The 22,189-nt window shown below is 66.5% G+C and carries 21 protein-coding genes; 17 read left to right on the top strand and 4 right to left on the bottom strand.

Annotated elements, in window-relative coordinates; all coding sequences use genetic code 11:
* Positions 1-17: 17 nt before the first annotated feature.
* The 4 genes from LQV16_RS05600 to sdhC all read right to left on the bottom strand — a co-directional run bounded on the left by LQV16_RS05600 (position 18) and on the right by sdhC (position 3,646).
* Positions 18-800: a succinate dehydrogenase iron-sulfur subunit gene (locus LQV16_RS05600; protein ID WP_018774751.1), complete on the bottom strand. Its 783-nt coding sequence runs from the start codon at positions 798-800 to the stop codon at positions 18-20.
* Between the two features lies 1 nt (position 801).
* Complete coding sequence (gene sdhA, locus LQV16_RS05595; RefSeq protein ID WP_229992908.1) at positions 802-2,601, bottom strand: succinate dehydrogenase flavoprotein subunit; 1,800 nt, start codon at positions 2,599-2,601, stop codon at positions 802-804.
* Positions 2,602-2,797: 196 nt separating this feature from the next.
* Entirely contained in the window at positions 2,798-3,262 is a 465-nt protein-coding gene (locus LQV16_RS05590) for a succinate dehydrogenase hydrophobic membrane anchor subunit (protein WP_018774749.1), read from the bottom strand.
* A 3-nt stretch (positions 3,263-3,265) separates the two neighbouring features.
* Complete coding sequence (gene sdhC / locus LQV16_RS05585; RefSeq protein WP_079553238.1) at positions 3,266-3,646, bottom strand: succinate dehydrogenase, cytochrome b556 subunit; 381 nt, start codon at positions 3,644-3,646, stop codon at positions 3,266-3,268.
* A 267-nt stretch (positions 3,647-3,913) separates the two neighbouring features.
* Here sdhC and LQV16_RS05580 point away from each other — a divergent pair, with 267 nt between their 5' ends.
* The 17 genes from LQV16_RS05580 (at position 3,914) to LQV16_RS05500 (ending at position 22,143) form a co-directional block, all read left to right on the top strand.
* The gene (locus LQV16_RS05580; protein ID WP_229992907.1) at positions 3,914-5,047 is read left to right on the top strand and encodes a sugar phosphate nucleotidyltransferase; all 1,134 of its coding nucleotides are present in this window, start codon (positions 3,914-3,916) and stop codon (positions 5,045-5,047) included.
* A gap of 98 nt (positions 5,048-5,145) precedes the next feature.
* The gene (locus LQV16_RS05575; RefSeq protein WP_229992906.1) at positions 5,146-6,345 is read left to right on the top strand and encodes an amidohydrolase; all 1,200 of its coding nucleotides are present in this window, start codon (positions 5,146-5,148) and stop codon (positions 6,343-6,345) included.
* Between the two features lie 239 nt (positions 6,346-6,584).
* A complete protein-coding gene (locus LQV16_RS05570; protein ID WP_229992905.1) occupies positions 6,585-7,049 on the top strand; it encodes a MarR family transcriptional regulator in 465 nt (154 codons plus the stop codon).
* An 83-nt stretch (positions 7,050-7,132) separates the two neighbouring features.
* Positions 7,133-7,564 carry an organic hydroperoxide resistance protein gene (locus tag LQV16_RS05565; protein ID WP_229992904.1) on the top strand — a complete coding sequence of 144 codons (432 nt, stop codon included), beginning with the start codon at positions 7,133-7,135 and terminating at the stop codon, positions 7,562-7,564.
* A complete protein-coding gene (locus LQV16_RS05560; RefSeq protein WP_229992903.1) occupies positions 7,561-8,592 on the top strand; it encodes an NADP-dependent oxidoreductase in 1,032 nt (343 codons plus the stop codon). The genes LQV16_RS05565 and LQV16_RS05560 overlap by 4 nt, the downstream gene beginning before the upstream one ends.
* Positions 8,593-8,998: 406 nt before the next feature.
* Positions 8,999-10,066, top strand: coding sequence for a BMP family ABC transporter substrate-binding protein (locus tag LQV16_RS05555; RefSeq protein ID WP_229992937.1), 1,068 nt, complete (start codon positions 8,999-9,001; stop codon positions 10,064-10,066).
* Between the two features lie 163 nt (positions 10,067-10,229).
* Positions 10,230-11,909 (top strand): ABC transporter ATP-binding protein, encoded by a 1,680-nt coding sequence (locus LQV16_RS05550; RefSeq protein ID WP_229992902.1) that lies wholly within the window; start codon positions 10,230-10,232, stop codon positions 11,907-11,909.
* Positions 11,902-13,302 carry an ABC transporter permease gene (locus LQV16_RS05545; protein WP_229992901.1) on the top strand — a complete coding sequence of 467 codons (1,401 nt, stop codon included), beginning with the start codon at positions 11,902-11,904 and terminating at the stop codon, positions 13,300-13,302. Before LQV16_RS05550 ends, LQV16_RS05545 begins: the two co-directional genes overlap by 8 nt.
* Positions 13,299-14,615: an ABC transporter permease gene (locus tag LQV16_RS05540; RefSeq protein WP_229992900.1), complete on the top strand. Its 1,317-nt coding sequence runs from the start codon at positions 13,299-13,301 to the stop codon at positions 14,613-14,615. The genes LQV16_RS05545 and LQV16_RS05540 overlap by 4 nt, the downstream gene beginning before the upstream one ends.
* Positions 14,616-14,617: 2 nt before the next feature.
* Complete coding sequence (locus LQV16_RS05535; RefSeq protein ID WP_229992899.1) at positions 14,618-15,022, top strand: cytidine deaminase; 405 nt, start codon at positions 14,618-14,620, stop codon at positions 15,020-15,022.
* Entirely contained in the window at positions 15,019-16,350 is a 1,332-nt protein-coding gene (locus LQV16_RS05530; RefSeq protein WP_229992898.1) for a thymidine phosphorylase, read from the top strand. Before LQV16_RS05535 ends, LQV16_RS05530 begins: the two co-directional genes overlap by 4 nt.
* Before the next feature lie 122 nt (positions 16,351-16,472).
* Positions 16,473-17,108 (top strand): DedA family protein, encoded by a 636-nt coding sequence (locus LQV16_RS05525; protein ID WP_229992897.1) that lies wholly within the window; start codon positions 16,473-16,475, stop codon positions 17,106-17,108.
* Positions 17,109-17,264: 156 nt separating this feature from the next.
* Positions 17,265-17,984 carry a DedA family protein gene (locus tag LQV16_RS05520; RefSeq protein ID WP_229992896.1) on the top strand — a complete coding sequence of 240 codons (720 nt, stop codon included), beginning with the start codon at positions 17,265-17,267 and terminating at the stop codon, positions 17,982-17,984.
* A gap of 32 nt (positions 17,985-18,016) precedes the next feature.
* Positions 18,017-19,168, top strand: a complete 1,152-nt coding sequence (locus LQV16_RS05515) for an adenosine deaminase (protein ID WP_229992895.1) — start codon at positions 18,017-18,019, stop codon at positions 19,166-19,168.
* A gap of 64 nt (positions 19,169-19,232) precedes the next feature.
* A complete protein-coding gene (locus LQV16_RS05510; protein WP_229992936.1) occupies positions 19,233-19,817 on the top strand; it encodes a MazG nucleotide pyrophosphohydrolase domain-containing protein in 585 nt (194 codons plus the stop codon).
* A gap of 185 nt (positions 19,818-20,002) precedes the next feature.
* Positions 20,003-21,283: a phosphopyruvate hydratase gene (gene eno / locus LQV16_RS05505; protein ID WP_104172754.1), complete on the top strand. Its 1,281-nt coding sequence runs from the start codon at positions 20,003-20,005 to the stop codon at positions 21,281-21,283.
* An 86-nt stretch (positions 21,284-21,369) separates the two neighbouring features.
* A complete protein-coding gene (locus LQV16_RS05500) occupies positions 21,370-22,143 on the top strand; it encodes a septum formation initiator family protein (RefSeq protein WP_229992894.1) in 774 nt (257 codons plus the stop codon).
* Positions 22,144-22,189: the final 46 nt, after the last annotated feature.

The following is a 22,189-nucleotide window of genomic DNA, read 5'->3' as shown; positions in this document are numbered from 1 at the left end:
TTCTGGCGAACCGGTCGTTAGATCTTGCGGGAGAGGATGGCCTGCTTGACCTCGGCGATTGCCTGCGTGACCTGGATGCCGCGGGGGCATGCTTCGGTGCAGTTGAAGGTGGTGCGGCAGCGCCACACGCCTTCCTTGTCGTTGAGGATCTCCAGGCGCATGTCGCCGGCGTCATCGCGGGAATCGAAGATGAAGCGGTGCGCGTTGACGATCGCGGCCGGGCCGAAGTACTGGCCGTCGGTCCAGAACACCGGGCAGGACGAGGTGCACGCGGCGCACAGGATGCACTTGGTGGTGTCGTCGAACCGCTCGCGGTCCTCGGCGGACTGCAGGCGTTCCTTGGTGGGCTCGTGGCCGCGGTTGATCAGGAAGGGCATGACTTCGCGGAAGGACTGGAAGAACGGCTCCATGTCCACGATCAGGTCCTTCTCCACCGGCAGGCCCTTGATCGGCTCGACCGTGATGGGCTTGGACGTGTCCAGGTCCTTCAGCAGGGTCTTGCAGGCGAGACGGTTGCGGCCGTTGATACGCATGGCATCGGAGCCGCAGACGCCGTGGGCGCAGGAGCGGCGGAAGGAGACGCTGCCGTCCATCTCCCACTTGATCTTGTGCAGGGCGTCCAGGACACGGTCGGTGCCGTACATGGTGACCTTGAAGTCATCCCACGTGGCGTCCTCGGAGACCTCGGGGTTGTAGCGGCGCACGCGCAGCGTGACGTCGAAGGACGGGATCTCCCCGCCACCGCCGACGCCGGCGGGCAGTTCGATCTTGGATGCTGGCTCAGCGAGTTCAGCGCTCATCTTAGTACTTCCTCACCATCGGCTCGTAGCGCGTAAAGACCACCGGTTTGGTGGCAAGCCGGATGCCGGCAATCGCCTCGGCGGAACCATCCGCCGGGGCGTGCTCGTCCTTGTACGCCATGGAGTGCTTCATGAATTTTTCGTCGTCGCGCTCGGGGAAGTCCTCGCGGAAGTGGCCGCCGCGGGATTCCTCGCGGTGCAGGGCCGCCACGGTCATGACCTTGGCGAGCTCCAGCAGGAAGCCCAGCTCCACGGCCTCGAGCAGGTCCAGGTTGAAGCGCTTGCCCTTGTCCTGGACGCTGATGCGCTGGTACCGCTCCTCGAAGGAGGCAATGTCCTTCAGGACCTGGTTCAGCGTGTCCGCGGTGCGGAACACCTGCATGTTGGCGTCCATGGTGTCCTGCAGTTCCTTGCGGATCGCAGCGACCTTCTCGGTGCCGTCGGAGGTGCGGACGTGGTCCAGCAGGTTCAGCGTGTAGGCCTCCGGGTCAGCGGGGAGTTCCACGAAGTCGGCGGTCTTGGCGTATTCGGCCGCGGCGATGCCGGCGCGCTTGCCGAACACGTTGATGTCCAGCAGCGAGTTGGTGCCCAGGCGGTTGGAGCCGTGGACGGAGACGCAGGCAACCTCGCCGGCGGCGTAGAGGCCCGGGACCACCGTGTCGTTGTCCTGGAGGACCTCGGCGGTGATGTTGGTGGGGATGCCGCCCATGGCGTAGTGCGCCGTCGGGAACACCGGAACCGGCTCCGTGTACGGCTCCACACCCAGGTAGGTGCGGGCGAACTCGGTGATGTCCGGCAGCTTGGCATCGATGTGCGCGGGCTCAAGGTGCGTCAGGTCCAGGAGGACGTAGTCCTTGTTCGGGCCGCAGCCGCGTCCCTCACGGACTTCGTTGGCCATGGAGCGGGCCACGATGTCGCGCGGGGCGAGGTCCTTGATGGTGGGTGCATAGCGCTCCATGAAGCGTTCACCCTCGGAGTTGCGCAGAATGGCGCCTTCGCCGCGGGCGGCCTCGGAGAGCAGGATGCCCAGGCCGGCCAGGCCTGTCGGGTGGAACTGGAAGAACTCCATATCCTCCAGGGGGATGCCGCGGCGGAACGCGATGCCCATGCCGTCACCGGTGAGGGTGTGGGCGTTGGAGGTGGTCTTGAAGACCTTGCCGGCGCCGCCGGAGGCGAACACCACGGACTTGGCCTGGAAGACGTGCAGCTCGCCGGAGGCGAGGTCGTAGGACACGACGCCGGCAACGCGCTTCTGCTTGTACGGCGTGCCGTCCTCGCGGACAGCGTCCTCTTCGACGGTCAGCAGGTCCAGGACGTAGTACTCGTTGTAGAACTCGACGTTGTGCTTGACGCAGTTCTGGTACAGGGTCTGCAGGATCATGTGGCCGGTGCGGTCGGCGGCGTAGCAGGCGCGGCGGACCGGTGCCTTGCCGTGATCGCGGGTGTGGCCACCGAAACGGCGCTGGTCAATGCGGCCCTCGGGCGTGCGGTTGAACGGCAGGCCCATCTTTTCCAGGTCCAGGACGGCGTCGATCGCTTCCTTCGCCATGACCTCGGCAGCGTCCTGGTCAACCAGGTAGTCGCCGCCCTTGATGGTGTCGAAGGTGTGCCACTCCCAGTTGTCTTCCTCGACGTTGGCCAGGGCCGCACACATGCCGCCCTGCGCCGCGCCGGTGTGGGACCGGGTGGGGTAGAGCTTGGTCAATACTGCTGTTCGGGCGCGCTGACCTGATTCGATCGCCGCGCGCATCCCGGCGCCACCGGCACCGACGATCACGACGTCGTACTTATGGACCTGCATACCAGACGCTCTTTCTCTCAAAATTCGCTATAACCCACCGGCGGGCCGTGCCTGCCCGGTGGATTCTCGTGCAATCTGCGCCTGCGCTTGGCAGGCAAGATCAGTTGCCGTGAGGGACCGCAAGTTCTTACCCGTTGGGGCAGCGGTCCGCGGCGGTTCCCCGCCGTTACGGCCTTTGCCGTTACGGCGTTTGCCGTTATGGCGCCGGGCAGAAGCCGCCGGGAAGCTGGACGCCGTTGGCCACGGGGCACGGATCGAACGTGAAGATGACCAGGGTGCCCAGGATGATGATGACCGTGGTGGCCGCGTAGAGCACAATCTTCAGCCAGAGGCGCGTGGCGTCCTTCTCGGCGTAGTCATTGATGATCGTGCGGACGCCGTTGGTGCCGTGCAGCATGGCGAGCCACAGCATGGCCAGGTCCCAGAACTGCCAGAACGGGTCGGCCCACTTGCCGGCCACAAAGCCGAAGTCGATCGCGTGGATGCCCTCGCCGACCAGCAGGTTGACGGTCAGGTGGCCGAAGATCAGCACCACCAGCACAACGCCGGAGAGGCGCATGAAGAGCCAGGCGAGCATCTCGAAGTTGCCCTTGGAACCGCCGGTCCGGCGGTACTTGGGCTGGATCTTTCCGCTGCGCGGACTCTGAATGGTTGCAGTCATGGCTTAGTGACCTCCAAGGGCGAGGGACAGGTGGCGGATGGAGAAGCCGACCATGACGACGACCCAGAGGCCCAGGACCGTCCAGAGCATCTGACGCTGGTACTTGGCACCCTTCTTCCAGAAGTCGACGGCGATGATGCGCAGGCCGTTGAAGGCGTGGAACACGATCGCCGCGACAAGGCCCGTTTCACCCAGGGCCATGAGGGGGTTCTTGTAGGCACCAATCACGGCGGTGTAGGCCTCGGGGGACACACGCACCAATGAGGTGTCCAGCACGTGGACCAACAAGAAGAAGAAAATCACTACACCTGTAATGCGGTGTCCAACCCAGGACCACATGCCTTCACGGCCGCGGTACAAGGTGCCAGCTGGTTTTGTCGGCACTGAATAAACCTCCCTGCAACACAGCGGCGCTGGCATGGGATCCACGCGGGGGGAACGCCTGCTGCGAGAGCACTCGTAAGCTCAAGCCTAAATCTAGGCTTCGCTCACAGCTTATTCAATTTAGGAACCCCTTGTTGACAGGCCCCGGTGCTGTTTTGCGTTGGTTTTGAGACGAACGCCACATTTGGCCATCGTCATGGGGGCTGGAAGGGCGTGATCCCGGCCCAATCTGGGGCGATTTGGCCGCTGTCGGCTAAAGTAGCGGTGATGACTACAGACAAAGTGACAAGCCAGGATTCACCGTTGGACCGTTTTATTGCGGTTATTCCGGCGGGCGGGGTGGGGACCCGTCTTTGGCCCCTGTCGCGGGCAGCAGCCCCGAAATTCCTTCACGACCTGACCGGTTCGGGCAGCACCTTGTTGCGCGCGACCTATGACCGCCTCCAGCCCGTCGCCGGCAAGCACGTGCTGGTGGTGACCGGCGCCGCCCACAGGGCAGCCGTCTGCCGCCAGCTGCCCGAGGTCCTGGACTCCAACCTTGTCCTGGAAAGCGAACCCAAGGACTCCGGTGCCGCGATCGGCCTCGCCGCGGCCATCCTGCATGAGCGGGACCCGGACATCATCATGGGCTCGTTCGCTGCGGACCAGGTCATCAGCCCCGATGACCTCTTCCAGGACGCCGTCCGTGAGGCCGTCTACACCGCCGCCGCGGGGAAGATCGTCACCATCGGCATCAAGCCGACCCATCCCTCCACCGGATTCGGCTACATCCGCTCCGGCGCGAACCTCAACATTCCGGACGCTCCCAGCGCGCAGTCCGTGGTGGAGTTCGTGGAGAAGCCCAGCGAGGAAGTGGCCCAGCAGTACGTCGACAGCGGGGAATATGTCTGGAACGCGGGCATGTTCGTGGCGCCGGTCTCGCTGATGCTCAAGCACCTCGAGGCCAACCAGCCCGAGCTCTTCGCCGGACTCCAGGAAATCGCCAAGGCCTGGGACACCCCGGAGCGCGACGCCGTCACGGCCCGGGTGTGGCCCACCCTGCCCAAGATCGCCATTGACTACGCCGTCGCCGAACCGGCCGCCGCCGCCGGCGACGTCGCCGTGGTGCCCGGAACGTTCCTCTGGGACGACGTCGGGGACTTCGCCTCCGTAGGCCGGCTCAACAGCGCCAAGGAGGTCGACGAGGTCACGGTACTGGGCGAGGGCGCACGCGTTTTCACCGAGAACGCCAGTGGCGTGGTGGTCTCCGATACCAAGCGCGTCATCGCGTTGATCGGCATCAAGGACGTCGTGATCGTTGACACCCCGGATGCCCTGCTGGTCACCACGAAGGAACACTCGCAGCGGGTCAAGCAGGCCGTGGATGCCATCAAGGCAAAGGGCGACACCGACGTCCTGTAGGCAGATTGGAGCGGGTCAGGGGTTGAGCAAATGTTCAGCAATCCGTAACGCGCCGTACCCGATGCCGCTATTCATTGTCCGCTCGCTAGAGTTATTCCGTGCGCAACTACTCGACTGAAGCTGAGCCCACGACTCTCGTGGGGCCGTGGCTGGAGCCCCTCCTGCCGGAGCTGATCGCTTTCCGCCGCGACCTCCATGCGCACCCGGAACTTTCGTTCAAGGAGTTCCGCACCACCGACAAGCTGGCGAAACGGCTTGAGGAAGCCGGGCTCAAACCCCGCCGCCTCGAGGGCACGGGCCTGACGGTCGACGTCGGACAGGGTCCCATCGCCACCGCCCTGCGCGGGGACATCGACGCCCTGCCGATCATCGAGGAAACGGGCCTCGAGTTCGCCTCGAAGAACCACGGCGTGACCCACGCCTGCGGCCACGACGTCCACACCACCACCATGCTCGGCATCGCGCTGGTCCTGCAGCGCATGCATGAGCAGTCCCCGCTGCGGGGAACGGTCCGGATCATCTTCCAGCCGGCCGAGGAAACCATGCCCGGCGGCGCCACCTCCTGCATCGAGCAGGGCGTCCTGGAAGGCGTGCCGCGGATCCTGGCACTGCACTGCGATCCCCGGATCGAGATCGGCAAGATCGGCACCCGGATCGGGGCCATCACCTCCGCCTCGGACACCATCAAGATTGAACTCTCCGGCCGCGGCGGCCACACCTCCCGCCCCCACCTGACCGAGGAACTGGTCTTCGCCCTGGCACAGATCGCGGTCAATGTTCCCGCCGTGCTCTCGCGCCGTGTCGATGTCCGCAGCGGCGTGTCCGTGGTCTGGGGCCAGATCTCCGCCGGCTCGGCCCCGAACGCCATCCCCGGCAGCGGCTACATGGCCGGCACCATGCGGTGCCTGGACCGCGAGGCCTGGCACGACGCCGGCGAGCTGCTCGATGACATCATCCGGCAAGTCGCCGAGCCCTACGGCGTCGACGTCCACCTGGAACATACCCGCGGTGTGCCGCCGGTGGTCAACTCCGAGCACGAGACGGCGCTGATCGAGGCGGCGGCCCGCGCCGAAATCGGCGAGGGCGCCGTGGTCCTGACACCGCAGTCCATGGGCGGGGAAGACTTCGCCTGGTTCCTGGCCGACACCCCCGGTGCCATGATGCGCCTGGGCACCAAGACTCCGGGCGGGGAAGAGTATGACCTCCACCGCGGCGACTACATCGTCGACGAGCGGGCGCTCGGCCTCGGCATCCAGGTGCTCACCGCGGCGGCCTTGCGCACCATCCGCGACCTCTAACTACAGTCCCGGCACCTGGCCCCGACTCTCCCTGCACCGGCACCGCACCTGCCGCGCTGAGTTTCCCCACCTTTGCCAGCACGACGCCGGGACGCGCCGGCGTTGCGGGCCGACGCGCCGTCGGAGCCCGGCGAAGATGGGGAGATTCAGCGGCCGCGGCAGCTTCTGGGGTCAGCCGGCCATGTTCGGTTGTGCACAACTAAATTGTGTACAACTCAATTGTGCGATATGGTGAATCCATGACCACGCCAGAAGAGGCCCGCCCTGCCAGCCCGGAAGCGCTCCGCCTGAACCGGCAGGTGTGCTTCGCGATGTACTCGGCCTCGCGCGCCGCCACGGCCGCCTACCGGCCCATGCTGGAGGAACTCGGCCTGACCTACCCGCAGTACCTCGCCATGCTGGTGCTCTGGGAGGCGGAGCCGCGCAGCGTCCGCGAGCTGGGGGAGGAGCTCGGACTCGACTCCGGCACGCTGTCGCCGCTGCTCAAGCGGCTCGAAGCGCTCGGCCTCGTCCAGCGCCGCCGGTCCGCCGAGGACGAGCGCCGCGTGGAGATCTTCCTCACCGAAACCGGCGCCGCCCTGAGCGCCAGGGCCAGCGGCATCCCGCAGCGCCTGGCGGACGCCGCCGGGCTCACCGCCGCGGAACTGGACCAGCTCCGCGAAACGCTGGGCCGGCTGGCCAGCGCACTCCACGCCTCCCGCTAAGCCCCTTCCCCTAAACCCTTTCCCTGAAGCCTTCCCCCGGGCCATTGCCCACCACGACTTACCGCCCACAGAACGGAAACCCCATGAAGACCCTTTACACAGCCGAGGCACTGGCCTCAGGCGAAGGCCGCGACGGCACCGCCGTCAGCAAGGACGGTAAGCTCAGCGTCACCCTCGCCAGCCCGGTGGAACTCGGTGGCGACGGCGCCGGAACCAATCCCGAACAGCTCTTTGCCGCCGGCTATGCCGCGTGCTTCCACTCCGCCCTGCGCCTCGTGGGACGCAAGGAACGCGCCGACCTGACGGACTCCGCCGTCGCCGCCAAAATCCACTTCGGCGCCCTCGCAGACGGTGCCGGATACGGCCTGGCCGCAGAGCTCGAGATCGCCCTGCCCGCCGTGGACCGGCAGACCGCCGAGGCCCTGGTGGCCAAAGCCCACCAGATCTGCCCCTACTCCAACGCCACCCGCGGCAACATCACTGTCGACATCACCATCCTGGAGGTAGCCGCATGAGCGCCAAAACCGAAACTCTCACCCTTCCCGCCACCACCCGCGAGATCCAGCTGGCGTCCCGTCCGCACGGCCGCCCCGTGCCGGAGAACTTCCGCCTCGCCCAGTCTCCGCTGCCCGAGCTGCAGGACGGCCAGGTTCTGGTCCGCAACCTCTACATCTCGGTCGACCCGTACATGCGCGGCCGCATGAACGACGTCAAGTCCTACTCCGCGCCGTTCGCGCTGGACAAGGCGCTCGACGGCGGCGCCGTCGGCGAAGTCATCGCATCCCGCGCCGACGGGCGCGCTGTCGGCGATACTGTCGTGCACAGCCTCGGCTGGCGTGAATACGCCGTCGTCGATGCCGCGGCCACCACCCTGGCGCGCACCGATCTGGCCCCGGCATCCGCGTTCCTCGGAGCCCTCGGCATGACCGGCCTGACCGCCTACGCGGGACTGCTGAAGGTCGCAGAATTCAAGCCCGGCGACGCCGTCTTCGTCTCGGGCGCCGCCGGCGCGGTCGGCTCGCTCGTGGGGCAGATCGCCAGGGCCATGGGAGCGTCCCGGGTCATCGGCAGCGCCGGCTCGCCGGAAAAGGTGGCACGGCTGCTCGAACTCGGCTTCGATGCTGCGTTCAACTATCACGATGGCCCGGTTGCGGAACAGCTCGCCGCGGCCGCGGGTGAGCGCGGGATCGACGTCTACTTCGACAACGTCGGCGGCGAGCACCTGGAAGCAGCCTTGTCCACGCTCACCGTCGGCGGCCGGGTGGCCATGTGCGGGGCGATTGCCCAGTACAACGCGACCGAACCCACGCCCGCGCCGCGGAACCTCATGCAGGCGATCGGCAAACAGCTGACACTCAAGGGCTTCCTGGTGGGCGGCTACTGGCAGCACATGGCCGAGTTCGTCGAGATCATGTCCGCCTGGCTCGCCGATGGAACGGTCCGCTACGACGAGACCGTGGTGGACGGCCTGGACAACGCCCCGCAGGCCTTTATGGACCTGCTCGACGGCGCCAACACTGGCAAGATGCTGGTGCGGCTCTAACACGGCGCCGGCGCATCACCAGAAACCGCCTGCCGGACACGTGGACGCCTCCGGCGCCAGTTTCCGCTTCGACGCCTCCGGCGCCAGTTCCTGCGGGGACCGGCGCCGGAGGCGTTTGCGCGCCCTCGCTGGCAGGAGGGCCGGCTACGGACCCCGGCTACCCCTAGGTAACAAGTTCTCAACAATCTGGGTAATTGCCGTGAAGTCTGCTACGTGCACGTGGCGCAGGCCACTAAAGTAGCTTCCATCAGTGCGCCTCGGCGCAGTGCTGCGAATCCATCAGTGACAACAGAGATCAGCGGAACACCGCAGACAGACACTCATTGAACTTCCGTCGTAGCGCCTACTCTTTCTTCCTGGAGGAAAATTGAAGAACTCTCTGCGTGCCACCTTCAAGCGCGGATCAATGGCCGGCGTCGCCACCGCCGGCGCGGCTGCACTCCTGCTGACCGGCTGCGGGGCCGCCCCGGAGGCCAGCACCGCCACCAACACGGCCAGCAACTTCAAGGGCTGCATCGTGTCCGACTCGGGTGGATTCGACGACCAGTCGTTCAACCAGTCTTCCTACGAGGGCCTGAAGAAGGCCGAGAAGGATCTTGGCATCCAGACGGCCGAGGCCGAGTCCAAGACCAACAACGACTTCGAGCCCAACCTGCGCGCCATGGTCTCCGCCGGCTGCAACCTGACCATCACGGTCGGCTTCCTGCTCGGCGACGCCACGAAGGCCCAGGCCACCGCGAACCCGGACAAGCACTTCGCCATCATCGACTTCGGCTACGAAACCCCGGTCGCCAACGTCAAGCCGATCATCTACGACACGGCCCAGGCCGCGTTCCTGGCCGGCTACCTCGCGGCAGGCACCACGAAGACCGGAACGGTAGCCACCTTCGGCGGCATCAAGATCCCCACGGTCACCATCTTCATGGACGGCTACGCCGACGGCGTGAAGTACTACAACGAGAAGAAGGGCAAGGACGTCAAGGTCCTTGGCTGGGACAAGGCCAAGCAGGACGGCTCCTTCACCGGTGACTTCGAAAAGCAGGACAAGGGCAAGCAGTTCACCCAGAACTTCCTGGACCAGGGCGCCGACATCGTCATGCCCGTCGCCGGTCCGGTCGGCAAGGGTGCGGGCGCGGCCCTGCAGGAGGCCAAGGCAGCAGGCAAGGACGTCAAGCTCATCTGGGTTGACTCCGACGGCTTCCTCACGGCACCGGATTACAAGGACATCATGCTCTCCTCCGTCATGAAGCAGATGGGCGAGGCCGTCGAGACGGTGGTCAAGCAGGACAAGGACGGCCAGTTCACCAACAAGCCGTACATTGGCACCCTCGCGAACGACGGCGTCCAGCTGGCTCCGTTCCACGACATGGATGCCCAGGTCCCGGCCGAACTGAAGTCCGAGCTGGACCAGATCAAGAAGGACATCGCCGACGGCAAGCTGAAGGTTGAATCTGCAGCCAGCCCCAAGGCCTAACTTCCTCCGCTAAGCGCCACGGCCCGTCCGGTCACCACCGCACGGGCTGTGGCGCTTTTCGTTGCGGCCCGCTCGCCTCACACCGCAGGCACTAAGCTGGTGCTGCAGCCCCCACTACGCGTCCGGATCAAGCCTTCCGGACATCTCGAGATTGGTCAGAGTTTTGAAACTTGAACTCAAGGGCATTACAAAACGCTTCGGCTCCCTGGTAGCCAACGATCACATCGATGTGGTTGTTGAACCCGGGCAGATTCACTGTCTGCTCGGCGAGAACGGCGCTGGCAAGTCCACGCTGATGAACGTCCTGTACGGACTGTACGAGCCCACAGAGGGCGAAATCCTGATCGACGACAAACCGGTCACCTTCCGCGGCCCCGGCGACGCGATGGCGGCCGGGATCGGCATGGTGCACCAGCACTTCATGCTGGTCCCGGTCTTTACCGTCGCTGAGAATGTCGCGCTGGGAGCGGAGACCACCAAAACCGGCGGATTCCTGGACCTCGAGGACACACGCCGGAAGATCCGGGAGATCTCGGACCGGTACGGCTTCGACGTCGACCCCGACGCGCTGATCGAAGACCTCCCCGTGGGCGTGCAGCAGCGCGTCGAAATCATCAAGGCACTGGTCCGCGACGCCAAGGTGCTCATCCTCGATGAGCCGACGGCCGTGCTGACCCCGCAGGACACCGATGAGCTGCTGGACATCATGCGCCAGCTCAAGAGCCACGGCACCTCCATCGTCTTCATTTCCCACAAGCTGCGCGAGGTGAAAGCCGTTTCGGACACCATCACCGTCATCCGGCGCGGCAAGGTGGTGGGCACGGCCGATCCCGGCGCCTCGACCACCGAGTTGGCGTCCATGATGGTGGGCCGGGCCGTGAGCCTGACCCTGGACAAGGCTCCTGCCAATCCGCAGGAGACCACGTTCGAGGTCAAGGACCTCACCGTCATCGCACCCAGCGGCCAGCATGTTGTGGACGGCATCAGCTTCGGGATCGCCCGCGGCGAGATCCTCGCCGTCGCCGGCGTCCAAGGCAACGGCCAGACCGAATTGACCGAGGCCATCCTCGGCCTGCAGGAGAGGGTCCACGGCTCGATCACCCTCGACGGTGAAGAACTCCTGGGCAGCAGCGTCAAGGACGTCCTCAATGCCGGCGTCGGATTCGTGCCGGAAGACCGTTCACTCGACGGGCTGATTGGCACGTTCTCCATCGCTGAGAACCTGATCCTGGACCGGTACGACCGCGCGCCGTTCGCCAAGGGCATCAGCATGAGCCCGGCCAAGGTCCTGGAGAACGCCAAGACCCGGATCGAAGAATTCGACGTCCGCACGCCGTCCGGCATGCTCGCGGCCGGCACCCTCTCGGGCGGCAACCAGCAGAAGGTCGTCATGGCCCGGGAGCTCTCCCGGCCGCTGCGGCTGTTCATCGCCTCCCAGCCCACCCGCGGCGTGGACGTGGGCTCCATCGAGTTCCTGCACAAGCGGATCGTCGCGGAGCGGGACCACGGCACGCCTGTCATGATCGTCTCCACCGAACTGGACGAGGTGATTGAACTCGCCGACCGGATCGCCGTGCTGTACAAGGGCAGGCTGGTCGGGATCGTCCCGGCCGGCACCGGGCGCGACGTCCTGGGCCTGATGATGGCCGGGGTTTCCCCGGACGAAGCCCAGGCCGACGCCGCAGGCAAGCACGCGGCTCCATCCCTCTCTGAAAACCCGGCCGGGAACGCAGCAGAAAACCCGGCAGAAAACCCGGCCGAAACCCCAGCAACGAACCCGGCGCCCGCCGCCCCGTCCGTGCAGGAGCCCCGCTCCGGCGCCGTAGGAGACCCCCATGAGTGAGAACACCGAGCCTCGGCCCGCCGCCGCACCGGACCCCGACCGGCTTCCGGCCGCCCAGACCACCGCCGTGGAGCCTGAGCCGCTCGAGGACGATGCAGACTTCGTCACCTCGCTGGACACCGCGGGCGGCGCCCACCAGCCATCGGCCGTCCCGGTCTCGGCCCAGAGCGGAACCCTTCCCGGCGCCCCGGAAGAGGAATCGGTGCTGCGCAAGATCTTCACCGGCAACGGCATCGTGACCATCCTGGCGGTGCTGCTGGCACTGATCCTGGGCGGTCTGCTGATCGCCATGACGGACAAGGTGGTCGGCACCACGGCCGGCTATTTCTTTGCCCGGCCCAGCGACTTCCTCGCCGCCGTCTGGTCCGCCGCCACCGAGTCCTACGTCGCCCTCTTCCAGGGCGCGGTCTATAACCCCCGCGGGACCGGAGCGGCCGGACAGTTCGCCCCCCTCATGGAGACGCTGACCATCGCCACCCCACTGATCACGGCGGGCCTCGGCGTCGCCCTGGCCTTCCGCGCGGGCCTGTTCAACATCGGTGCGCAGGGCCAGATCATCATGGCCGGCATCCTCGCCTCGTGGGTCGGCTTCGCGCTGCACCTGCCGACCGGGCTGCACCTGCTGCTGGTGCTCGTGGCCGGCGTCATCGGCGGCGCCGTCTGGGGCGGCATCGTCGGTGTGCTCAAAGCCAGGACGGGTGCACACGAGGTCATCGTGACCATCATGTTCAACTACATCGCCCTCTATTTCCTGCGCTACCTGCTGGACACGGACTTGTTCCAGCGCCCGGGGGCGGACACACCGATATCGCCGATCGTGGACCCCAGCGCCGCGTACCCGCTGATCTTCGGCAGCCAGTACCGGCTGCACCTGGGCTTCCTGCTGGCCATCGCGGCCACCGTGTTTGTCTCATGGCTGCTGAACCGGTCCACGATCGGTTTCGAGTTCCGGGCCGTCGGAGCCAACCCCAAGGCAGCCCTGACCGCCGGCATCAACGTCTCCCGGGCCACCATCCTGGTGATGACCATCGCCGGCGGCCTGGCCGGCCTGGCCGGCGTGGCGCAGGTGGCCGGCACCGAAAAGGTCCTGACCGATGGTGTCGCGGCAACCTACGGCTTTGACGCGATCACTGTGGCGCTGCTGGGACGTTCGTCGCCGTGGGGCACCTTTGCCGCCGGCCTGCTGTTCGGAGCCTTCCGAGCAGGCGCCGTCCAGATGCAGATCCAGACCGGAACTCCGATCGACATCGTCCTCGTGGTCCAGTCGCTCATTGTGCTGTTCATCGCGGCGCCGCCCCTGGTCCGGGCGATCTTCGGACTCAACCCGCGCAAGAAGAAGGCCGCGACCGCCGGCAAAACCAAGCAGGCCGCAACCACCGGAGGTGCCGCATGAGCACAACAGCAACCTCGCCCGTCCAAGGAAAGCCCCAGCCGGAGAAGAACGGCGGGCCGGCGGTGTCCGCCAAGCCCGTGACCTGGAAGTTGCCGGTGACGCTGTCGGTACTGGCCACCCTCGCCTTCATCTTCTTCGGGCTGCTGGGTCCGCAGGGGAATGCCAAGTTCGGCGTTTCCTCCGGCGGAGACTTCTTCCAGCTCCCGGCGATCGAAGTGCCCGCATTCCTCAGCGGCATCGTGCTCTCCATGATCCTGCTGGGCCTCGCGGGCTACGCCTTGGTCCTGAAGGCAAGAAATAACCAGCGGCCCCCGCGCTGGGTGCCGGCCGTGTTCACCGTGGTGTTCGTCGTCGCCTTCCTGATCTGGGTGGTGGGCGGCGCCCGGACCCCCAGCATTTCGCTGGCCGGCCTCATCGCCGGGTCCGTGACGCTCGCCGTGCCGATCGTCTTCGGCTCCCTCTCAGGTGTGCTGTGCGAACGTGCCGGCGTCGTTAACATCGCCATCGAAGGCCAGCTCCTGGGCGGTGCCTTCACGGCCGCGCTCGTCGCCAGCCTGACGCACAACCCCTACCTGGGCCTGCTTGCGGCGGCCGTGGCGGGCGCCCTGGTCTCCATGGTGCTGGCGCTGTTCAGCATCAAGTACGTGGTCAACCAGATCATCGTCGGCGTCGTGCTCAACGTCCTGGTCTCCGGGCTTACCGGCTTCCTGTTCAGCACCGTGATGCAGTCCGACCCGGAGAAATACAACTCGCCCGGCGAGCTGCCCAACATCGATATCCCGGTCCTGTCCGGCATCCCGGTGATCGGGCCCATCCTGTTCAAGCAGTCCGTGGTGGGCTACCTGATGTACATAGCCGTCATTGTGATCTGGATCGGGCTGTTCAAGACGAAGTGGGGCCTGCGCGTCCGGGCCGTGGGCGAGCACCCTCAGGCCGCTGACACCCTGGGCATCAAGGTCAACGCGACCCGCTTCTGGAACGTCACGATCGGCGGCGCCGTCGCCGGAATCGGCGGATCGTTCTTCACCCTCGTGGCGATCGACAGCTTCACCAAGGAAATCTCCGGCGGCCGCGGCTTCATTGCCCTCGCCGCCATGATCCTGGGCCGCTGGAACCCGATCGGGGCCTTCTTCGCCGCGCTGTTGTTCGGCTTCGCAGACAACCTGCAAAGCATCGTGACGATCATCGGCACGCCCGTGCCGAGCCAGTTCATGGCCATGCTGCCGTACGTCGTGACCGTGTTTGCCGTGGCCGGGCTCGTGGGCCGCTCCCGGCCGCCGGCCGCCGACGGCATACCTTACGTCAAGGGCTGAGAATGGACAGCACCGACGTCGACTGGGCAGCGCTCGAAGCCGCGGCAGTGTCCGCCATGAAGAACGCCTACGCGCCGTATTCGAAGTTTCCGGTGGGGACCGCGGCCCTCACCGGGGACGGGCGGATCGTCAGCGGCTGCAACGTCGAGAACGCCAGCTACGGGCTGACCCTGTGCGCCGAGTGCGCCCTGGTGGGCAACCTGCAGATGACCGGCGGGGGACGGCTCCGTGCCTTCTACTGCGTGGACGCCGGCGGGAACGTCCTCATGCCGTGCGGGCGCTGCCGCCAGCTGCTCTACGAATTCCGGGCTCCGGATATGGAGCTCATGACCACGCAGGGAATCAAGACCATGGACCAGGTCCTTCCCGATGCCTTTGGCCCCCAACACCTGGAGGAACCCCGGTGACACAAGCGACTCAGAGCACCAGCAACACCGAAGCGTTCGACGCCGTCGACATCATCCGCATCAAGCGGGACAAGGGCGTGCTCAGCCCGGCCCAGATCGACTGGACGATCGACGCGTACACCCGCGGCGCCATCGCCGACGAACAGATGGCCGCCCTGAACATGGCCATCCTGCTCAACGGCATGGACCGGGCCGAGATCTCCCGCTGGACGGCGGCCATGATCGCCTCCGGGGAGCGGATGGACTTCTCCGGCCTGCGCAGGCCCGACGGCGGCGTAAAGGCGACGTCGGACAAGCACTCCACGGGCGGCGTCGGGGACAAGATCACCCTGCCGCTGGCGCCCCTGGTAGCGGTCTTCGGCGTGGCAGTGCCGCAGCTCTCGGGCCGCGGCCTCGGCCACACAGGCGGCACTTTGGACAAGCTCGAGGCCATCCCGGGCTGGCGGGCGGCCCTGAGCAATGAGGAAATGATGGCCCAGCTCCAGGACGTCGGCGCGGTCATCTGCGCGGCCGGCGCGGGACTGGCCCCGGCGGACAAGAAGCTCTACGCGCTCCGCGACGTCACCGGGACCGTGGAGGCCATCCCGCTGATCGCCTCCTCGATCATGAGCAAGAAGATTGCCGAAGGCACCGGCTCGCTGGTGCTCGACGTCAAGGTGGGCAGCGGCGCGTTCATGAAGGACGAGGCCCGCGCCCGCGAACTGGCCGAGACCATGGTGGCCCTGGGCAAGGACGCAGGCGTCAGCACGGTGGCCCTGCTCACCAACATGAACACCCCCCTGGGCCTCACCGCGGGCAACGCGATCGAGGTTCAGGAATCCGTCGAGGTCCTCGCCGGGGGAGGCCCGGACGACGTCGTCGAACTCACCGTCCGGCTCGCGGAGGAAATGCTGGCGTGCGCCGGCGTCCGCGACGCCGATCCCCGGGCCGCACTCCGGGACGGCCGGGCCATGGATGTCTGGAACCGGATGATCGAGGCGCAGGGCGGGGACCCGCGCGCCAAGCTCCCGGTCGCCAAGGAATCCGAGGTCATCTACGCTCCGGCCGACGGCGTCCTGGTGGAGCTCGACGCGATGGCCGTCGGCGTCGCGGCCTGGCGGCTCGGCGCCGGACGCGCCCGCAAGGAGGACCGGGTCCAGGCCGGGGCCGGGGTGCGGATGCACGCCAAGCCCGGCGCCACGGTCAGGGCGGGCGAACCGCTCATGACCCTCCTGACGGACACCCCGGAGAAGTTCGAGCGCGCCAAGGAAGCGCTCGAACACGCCGCCGTGATCGCACCCGAGGGCTCCCGGCCGGCCCAGAAGCTCATCATCGACCGCATCGCCTAACCCCGTTGCCCTATCACTTATGGTCCCCAAACCCCCGGGTTAGCCGCCATAAGTGATAGGGCAACCGCTGACCCGGCCGGTACACTGTGGATCTATCTGGCCCCGCCGCGCGTTAGGAAGCTGTGCAGGCAATCAACGACTTCATCCTCGCCGCTGCAGGGCAACCCTGGGTCCTCGTCCTGGTTTTCGCCTGCTGCGTGATCGACGGCTTCTTTCCGCCGATCCCGAGCGAGTCGGTGGTGGTGGGCCTGGCTGCAGTTGCCGCCACGGCCGATGTTCCCAATCCGGCGCTCCTGATCGCCACGGCCGCCGCCGGTGCATTCCTGGGCGACAACATCGCTTACGTGCTCGGCCGCCGCGTAGGAACCCGGCGCTGGGCATGGATGCGCGGCCCCCGCACGCAGGCGGCCTTCCGCTGGGCCGGACGGGAACTGCGGAAACGGCCTGCCTCACTGATCCTCGTGGCGCGCTTCGTCCCGATCGGACGGGTGGCCGTCAACCTGACCGCCGGCGCCACGCACTACCCGCGGAGCAGATTCGTCAGCCTGACGATCCTCTCGGCGCTGCTGTGGGCCGTCTATTCGGTGGGGATCGGCCTGTTTGTTGGCCCCTGGTTTGAGAAAAACCACGTGCTGGGCGCGGCCATGGCGATCATCTGCGCCATCGTTCTGGGCATCGTCCTGGACCGCGTGATCAGTAAGGTGCGCGGCCGTACCCCGGAGCAATCGACGCGTTCCGTTCCACCCGCCGAGTCCTAGGCGGATTGGCCCCGCCCATGGGACACTTAGGAGCGATTTGCGTCACGTTTGTTGGCCGCCCTTCGTCCAAGGTTCCGTCCAAGGTTCCACCCACTGTCATCGCATGTACGGTACGGCTTAGTTGTCCGTTCCCAGTCATCAAGGAGCACCGCCCGCATGGAGTTCATTAACGAGGCCGTGCTCCATGCCGCTGGCCAGTGGTGGATCTACCCCCTCCTGCTGGTTTTCTTCTTCGTGGACGGCTTCGCGATGGTGGTCCCCAGCGAGACCCTCATCGTTGCCCTTGCGGCGTATTCCGTGCACAGCGGCCAGCCCAATCTGTGGATTCTCGGCCTCACAGCGCTGGTTGGGGCCATCGCCGGCGACAACATGGCATACATGCTCGGCCGCAAAATTGGCCTCGAGCGGTTCCGCTGGATGCGCAAACCGAAGGTCCAAAAGGTCTTCGGCTGGGCACACTACGAACTCGAAAAGCGCGGCGCCGTCCTGATTTTCACGGCCCGGTACATCCCGTGGGGCCGTGTCGCCGTCAACTACGTGGCGGGCACGACGGCGTTCCCGCACCGGAGATTCTTCCTCCTGGACGCCTTCGCGTGCTTGACGTGGGTGGCCTACTCGATCGGCATCGGCGTCCTGGCCAGTTCCTTCCCGTGGCTGCATCACAACCCGCTGCTTAGCGCGGGGATCGCGGTGGTGTTCGCGATCGTCCTCGGTGTCCTCATTGACCATCTCCTGCGCTGGTGGCACAAGCGCCTCGGCCGCCACGACGCCGAGGTCGTGGACGAATGGCTCGACGGCGGGCCCACACACGAACCCGCCTCCGCCGTTCCTGCACCGATGACCGCCTCCGGGGATGCCGAGGCCACCAGAAAGTAGCGTCCCGCGCGCTCCGACCCTATGGTTGGAACGTGACTGAGACTATTCCTGACGCTGCCCCTGACCTCGAATTCGACCTGAAGGGCCTTCCCAAGGTTTCCCTTCACGACCACTTGGATGGCGGACTCCGCCCGGCCACCATCATTGAACTCGCGGAGGCCGCCGGCCACACGCTGCCCTCCACGGACCCCGTCGCCCTGGGGGAGTGGTTCCGCGAATCCGCCGACTCCGGCTCCCTGGTCCGTTACCTCGAGACCTTCGACCACACCATCGCCGTGATGCAGACCAAGGAAGGCCTGTTCCGCGTCGCGAAGGAATTCGTCGAAGACCTGGCCGACGACGGCGTCGTGTACGGCGAAGTGCGCTGGGCCCCCGAACAGCACCTGCAGAAGGGCCTGAACCTGGACGAAGTGGTCGAAGCCGTGCAGGCAGGTCTCGAAGCCGGCGTGGACGCCGTGGCCGAGACCGGCCGTGACATCCAGGTGGGCCAGCTCATCACCGCCATGCGCCACGCCGACCGCGGCCAGGAGATCGCCGAACTGGCTGTCCGCCACCGCAACAACGGCGCCGTCGGCTTCGATATCGCCGGTGCCGAGGACGGCTTCCTGCCGTCCCGTTTCAAGGACGCCTTCACCTACCTGGCCCAGCACAACTTCCCGGCCACCGTCCACGCCGGCGAAGCAGCCGGCCTGGAAAGCATCCAGTCGGCGCTTGTCGACGGCCGGGCCCTGCGCCTGGGCCACGGCGTGCGGATCGCTGAAGACGTCACGATCGAATTCGAAGAGGACGAAGACGCCGGGGGCGACGAAGTCAACGACACCATCGGCATGGTGACCCTGGGCGAGCTCGCCAGCTGGGTCCGCGACCGCGGCATCGCCCTGGAAATCTGCCCGTCCTCGAACCTGCAGACCGGCGCCATCGCCGGCTTCGGCGAGGGCATCGAAAGCCACCCGCTGGACATGCTCTACCAGCTGGGCTTCAACGTCACCATCAACACCGACAACCGGCTCATGAGCGGCGTCACGCTGACCGACGAGTTCGAGCTCCTCGTGGAGACGTTCGATTACGACCTCGACGACCTGCTGGAACTGACGCTGAACGCAGCCGAGGCCGCCTTCCTCCCGCTCGAGGAGAAGGAAGCACTGGTGGAATACATCAACGAGGCCTACGCCGACCTTGGCTAACGAGGACAACGCCGTGGGCGCGCTGGTCGATTGCATTAGCGAGCTGCGCGCCCACTGCCCCTGGATGGGTGCCCTTACCCACGAATCCCTTGTGGAGTACCTCCTGGAGGAGGCCTATGAGGTCGCGGAGACCATCGAGACGGCCGGCGGCGACGCCGAACTGAAGTCCGAGCTGGGCGATGTGCTGCTTCAGGTGGTCCTGCACGCCCGGCTCGCCGAGGAACGCGGCGCCTTTGACCTCGACGACGTCGCCCGCGCACTGATGGCCAAGATGATCCGGCGCAACCCGCACGTCTTCAGGCCCGACGGCTCGCTGCAGGATTCCTTCCCGGCAACGGTGGAGGAGATCGTCCTGAAATGGGATGCCGTCAAGAAGGCCGAGAAACCCGAACACGGCCACGTCTTCGACGGCGTTCCCGCCGCGCTGCCGGCCCTTGCCCGGGCCCAAAAGCTCCTGGACCGGGCCGAACGCGCGAACCTGGCGGCGGACACGGGCGGCGCCGCCGTCGAGATCCCGGCCACCGAGACGGAACTCGGCGACCTGCTGTTCGGGATCGTGGCGGGTGCCCGGGCCGGCGGGCTCGACGCCGAGCGCGCCCTCCGCGGAGCCCTCCGCCGTTTCCAGGACAGCAACGGCTCAAGGCCGTAGGCACAGCAGCGCCGGCACCATAGCGCCGGCATCATGACGTCCGGGGTTTGGATAGGTTTCCGTAACCTCCGCCACTCTCGACTACGCTAGTAGCGACGACGACGTCGGCTTTTCATACTTGGTGTACAGCCAGAGTCCAAGCAGTCAGATTCCCTGCAGATCGCTTCACCCAAAGGAGCATATCCATGGCGCTTATCGATGCCATCCACGCCCGCGAGATCCTCGATTCCCGTGGCAACCCGACCGTAGAAGTTGAAGTACTGCTCTCGGACGGCCAGATCGGCCGCGCAGCAGTTCCCTCCGGCGCTTCCACCGGCGAGCACGAGGCCGTAGAACTCCGTGACGGCGACAAGGGCCGCTACCTCGGCAAGGGCGTCCAGAAGGCGGTCGACGCGGTCATCGACCAGATCGCCCCGGCCCTGACCGGTTTCGATGCGACTGACCAGCGCAGCATCGACCAGGCCATGATCGACCTCGATGGCACCGCCAACAAGGGCAAGCTCGGCGCCAACGCCATCCTGGGTGTCTCCCTGGCCGTGGCCAACGCTGCGGCCGCCTCCGCAGACCTGCCGCTGTACAAGTACCTCGGCGGCCCCAACGCGCACGTCCTGCCCGTGCCGCTGATGAATATCCTCAACGGCGGCTCGCACGCCGACTCCGACGTGGACATCCAGGAATTCATGATTGTCCCGATCGGCGCCGAGACCTTCTCCGAGGGCCTGCGCTGGGGTGTCGAGGTCTACCACAACCTCAAGTCCGTCCTGCAGGCCAAGGGCCTGTCCACCGGCCTGGGCGATGAGGGCGGCTTCGCGCCGAACCTGCCGTCCAACCGTGCCGCACTGGACCTGATCCAGGAAGCCATCAAGAACGCCGGCTACACCCCGGGCAAGGACATCGCCCTGGCCCTGGACGTCGCCTCCTCCGAGTTCTTCAAGGACGGCGCCTACCAGTTCGAAGGCAAGGCACTTTCCGCCACCGAGATGAGCGCCTACTACGCCGAGCTCGTGGCCGACTACCCGCTGGTTTCCATCGAGGACCCGCTGGACGAGAACGACTGGGAAGGCTGGAAGACCCTCACCGACTCCATCGGCGACAAGGTCCAGCTCGTGGGCGATGACCTCTTCGTCACCAACCCGGCGATCCTGCAGCGCGGCATCGACACCAAGACCGCGAACTCGCTGCTCGTCAAGGTCAACCAGATCGGCTCCCTGACCGAGACGCTGGACGCCGTGTCACTGGCCCAGCGCGCCGGTTACACCACCATCACCTCGCACCGCTCCGGCGAAACCGAGGACACCACCATTGCTGACATCTCCGTTGCCACCAACGCGGGACAGATCAAGACCGGTGCCCCGGCCCGCTCCGAGCGCGTTGCCAAGTACAACCAGCTGCTGCGCATCGAAGAGGAACTCGACGACGCCGCACGGTACGCCGGACGCAGCGCCTTCCCGCGTTTCAAGGGCTAGTTAGCCGCGAAAACCGGTAACCGGTGGCTATGGTTGAAAGACCATGGCCACCGGTTCTGTTTTTGGTCCGCTTTTGAAGGAGTGACATGGCTACCCGACGCCCCAATGTTCCCCGGGCTACGCCTGCGGCCGCCAAACCCGCGGGCACAGGCTTGGGGGCGGCAGACGACGGCGGCGAAGTCATCCAGGCGGACTTTGGCGGCTCCCGCAGCGCCGCTCCGACGCCGGCCGCGCCCTCCGGCGCTTCGCCTGCCTCTCCACGTGCGGCTGCCCCCGCAGCGGGCAAGGCAGCCGCCAACGGTTCCGGCGCCGCAGCTCCCGCCGCCGGCAAACGCCGGCCTGCAGCAGCACCTGGAACAACACCAGCAGCATCCGCCGCGAAACCGGCAACCCGGCCGGCACCCGGGAAGGCTGGCGGCAAGGCCACGGGCCGGACAGCCGCAGGGGGTGCGGACGAATCCCTCGACCCGGTGCCCGCCAAGGCGTTCTCGGGCCGGCTGCTTGCGCTCGGCGTCGTGATGATTGCCATCACCATCCTGCTGGCCCCCACGGTCAAGATCTTCCTCGACAAACGCGCCGAAATCGCGGCGCTGCAGGCCGACATCGCGGCCAAGCAAACCAAGCAGGAGGACCTCAAACGCCAGGTTTCGCGGTGGCAGGATCCCAACTACGTGAAACAGCAGGCCCGCGACCGCATTAACATGGTTATGCCCGGAGAGACGGGCTACTGGGTATTCGGCAGCGATCTTCCTGCCGCACAGTCCAGTGGCACGGCGGGTGCAGCATCAGCACAAGACCCGGCCAACCTGCCGTGGGTGGACTCCCTCTGGGAGTCCATCAGGCGATCGGCAACAGACTAGAAGCGGCGCCCGCCGCCGGGATTGTCCCGCGGACAATCCGGAACAG

Source organism: Arthrobacter sp. Bi26 (assembly GCF_918697925.1).
Classification (GTDB): Bacteria; Actinomycetota; Actinomycetes; order Actinomycetales; family Micrococcaceae; genus Arthrobacter.
This window is presented reverse-complemented; position numbering and strand designations above follow the sequence as displayed.

Bases quoted from the DNA above. Each gene is read 5' to 3' on its own strand.
- LQV16_RS05600 (WP_018774751.1), bottom strand. From the start codon at position 800: ATGAGCGCTGAACTCGCTGAGCCAGCATCCAAGATCGAACTGCCCGCC.
- sdhA (WP_229992908.1), bottom strand. From the start codon at position 2,601: ATGCAGGTCCATAAGTACGACGTCGTGATCGTCGGTGCCGGTGGCGCC.
- LQV16_RS05590 (WP_018774749.1), bottom strand. From the start codon at position 3,262: ATGACTGCAACCATTCAGAGTCCGCGCAGCGGAAAGATCCAGCCCAAG.
- LQV16_RS05580 (WP_229992907.1), top strand. From the start codon at position 3,914: ATGACTACAGACAAAGTGACAAGCCAGGATTCACCGTTGGACCGTTTT.
- LQV16_RS05570 (WP_229992905.1), top strand. From the start codon at position 6,585: ATGACCACGCCAGAAGAGGCCCGCCCTGCCAGCCCGGAAGCGCTCCGC.
- LQV16_RS05565 (WP_229992904.1), top strand. From the start codon at position 7,133: ATGAAGACCCTTTACACAGCCGAGGCACTGGCCTCAGGCGAAGGCCGC.
- LQV16_RS05560 (WP_229992903.1), top strand. From the start codon at position 7,561: ATGAGCGCCAAAACCGAAACTCTCACCCTTCCCGCCACCACCCGCGAG.
- LQV16_RS05555 (WP_229992937.1), top strand. From the start codon at position 8,999: ATGGCCGGCGTCGCCACCGCCGGCGCGGCTGCACTCCTGCTGACCGGC.
- LQV16_RS05545 (WP_229992901.1), top strand. From the start codon at position 11,902: ATGAGTGAGAACACCGAGCCTCGGCCCGCCGCCGCACCGGACCCCGAC.
- LQV16_RS05540 (WP_229992900.1), top strand. From the start codon at position 13,299: ATGAGCACAACAGCAACCTCGCCCGTCCAAGGAAAGCCCCAGCCGGAG.
- LQV16_RS05535 (WP_229992899.1), top strand. From the start codon at position 14,618: ATGGACAGCACCGACGTCGACTGGGCAGCGCTCGAAGCCGCGGCAGTG.
- LQV16_RS05520 (WP_229992896.1), top strand. From the start codon at position 17,265: ATGGAGTTCATTAACGAGGCCGTGCTCCATGCCGCTGGCCAGTGGTGG.
- LQV16_RS05510 (WP_229992936.1), top strand. From the start codon at position 19,233: ATGGGTGCCCTTACCCACGAATCCCTTGTGGAGTACCTCCTGGAGGAG.
- eno (WP_104172754.1), top strand. From the start codon at position 20,003: ATGGCGCTTATCGATGCCATCCACGCCCGCGAGATCCTCGATTCCCGT.
- LQV16_RS05500 (WP_229992894.1), top strand. From the start codon at position 21,370: ATGGCTACCCGACGCCCCAATGTTCCCCGGGCTACGCCTGCGGCCGCC.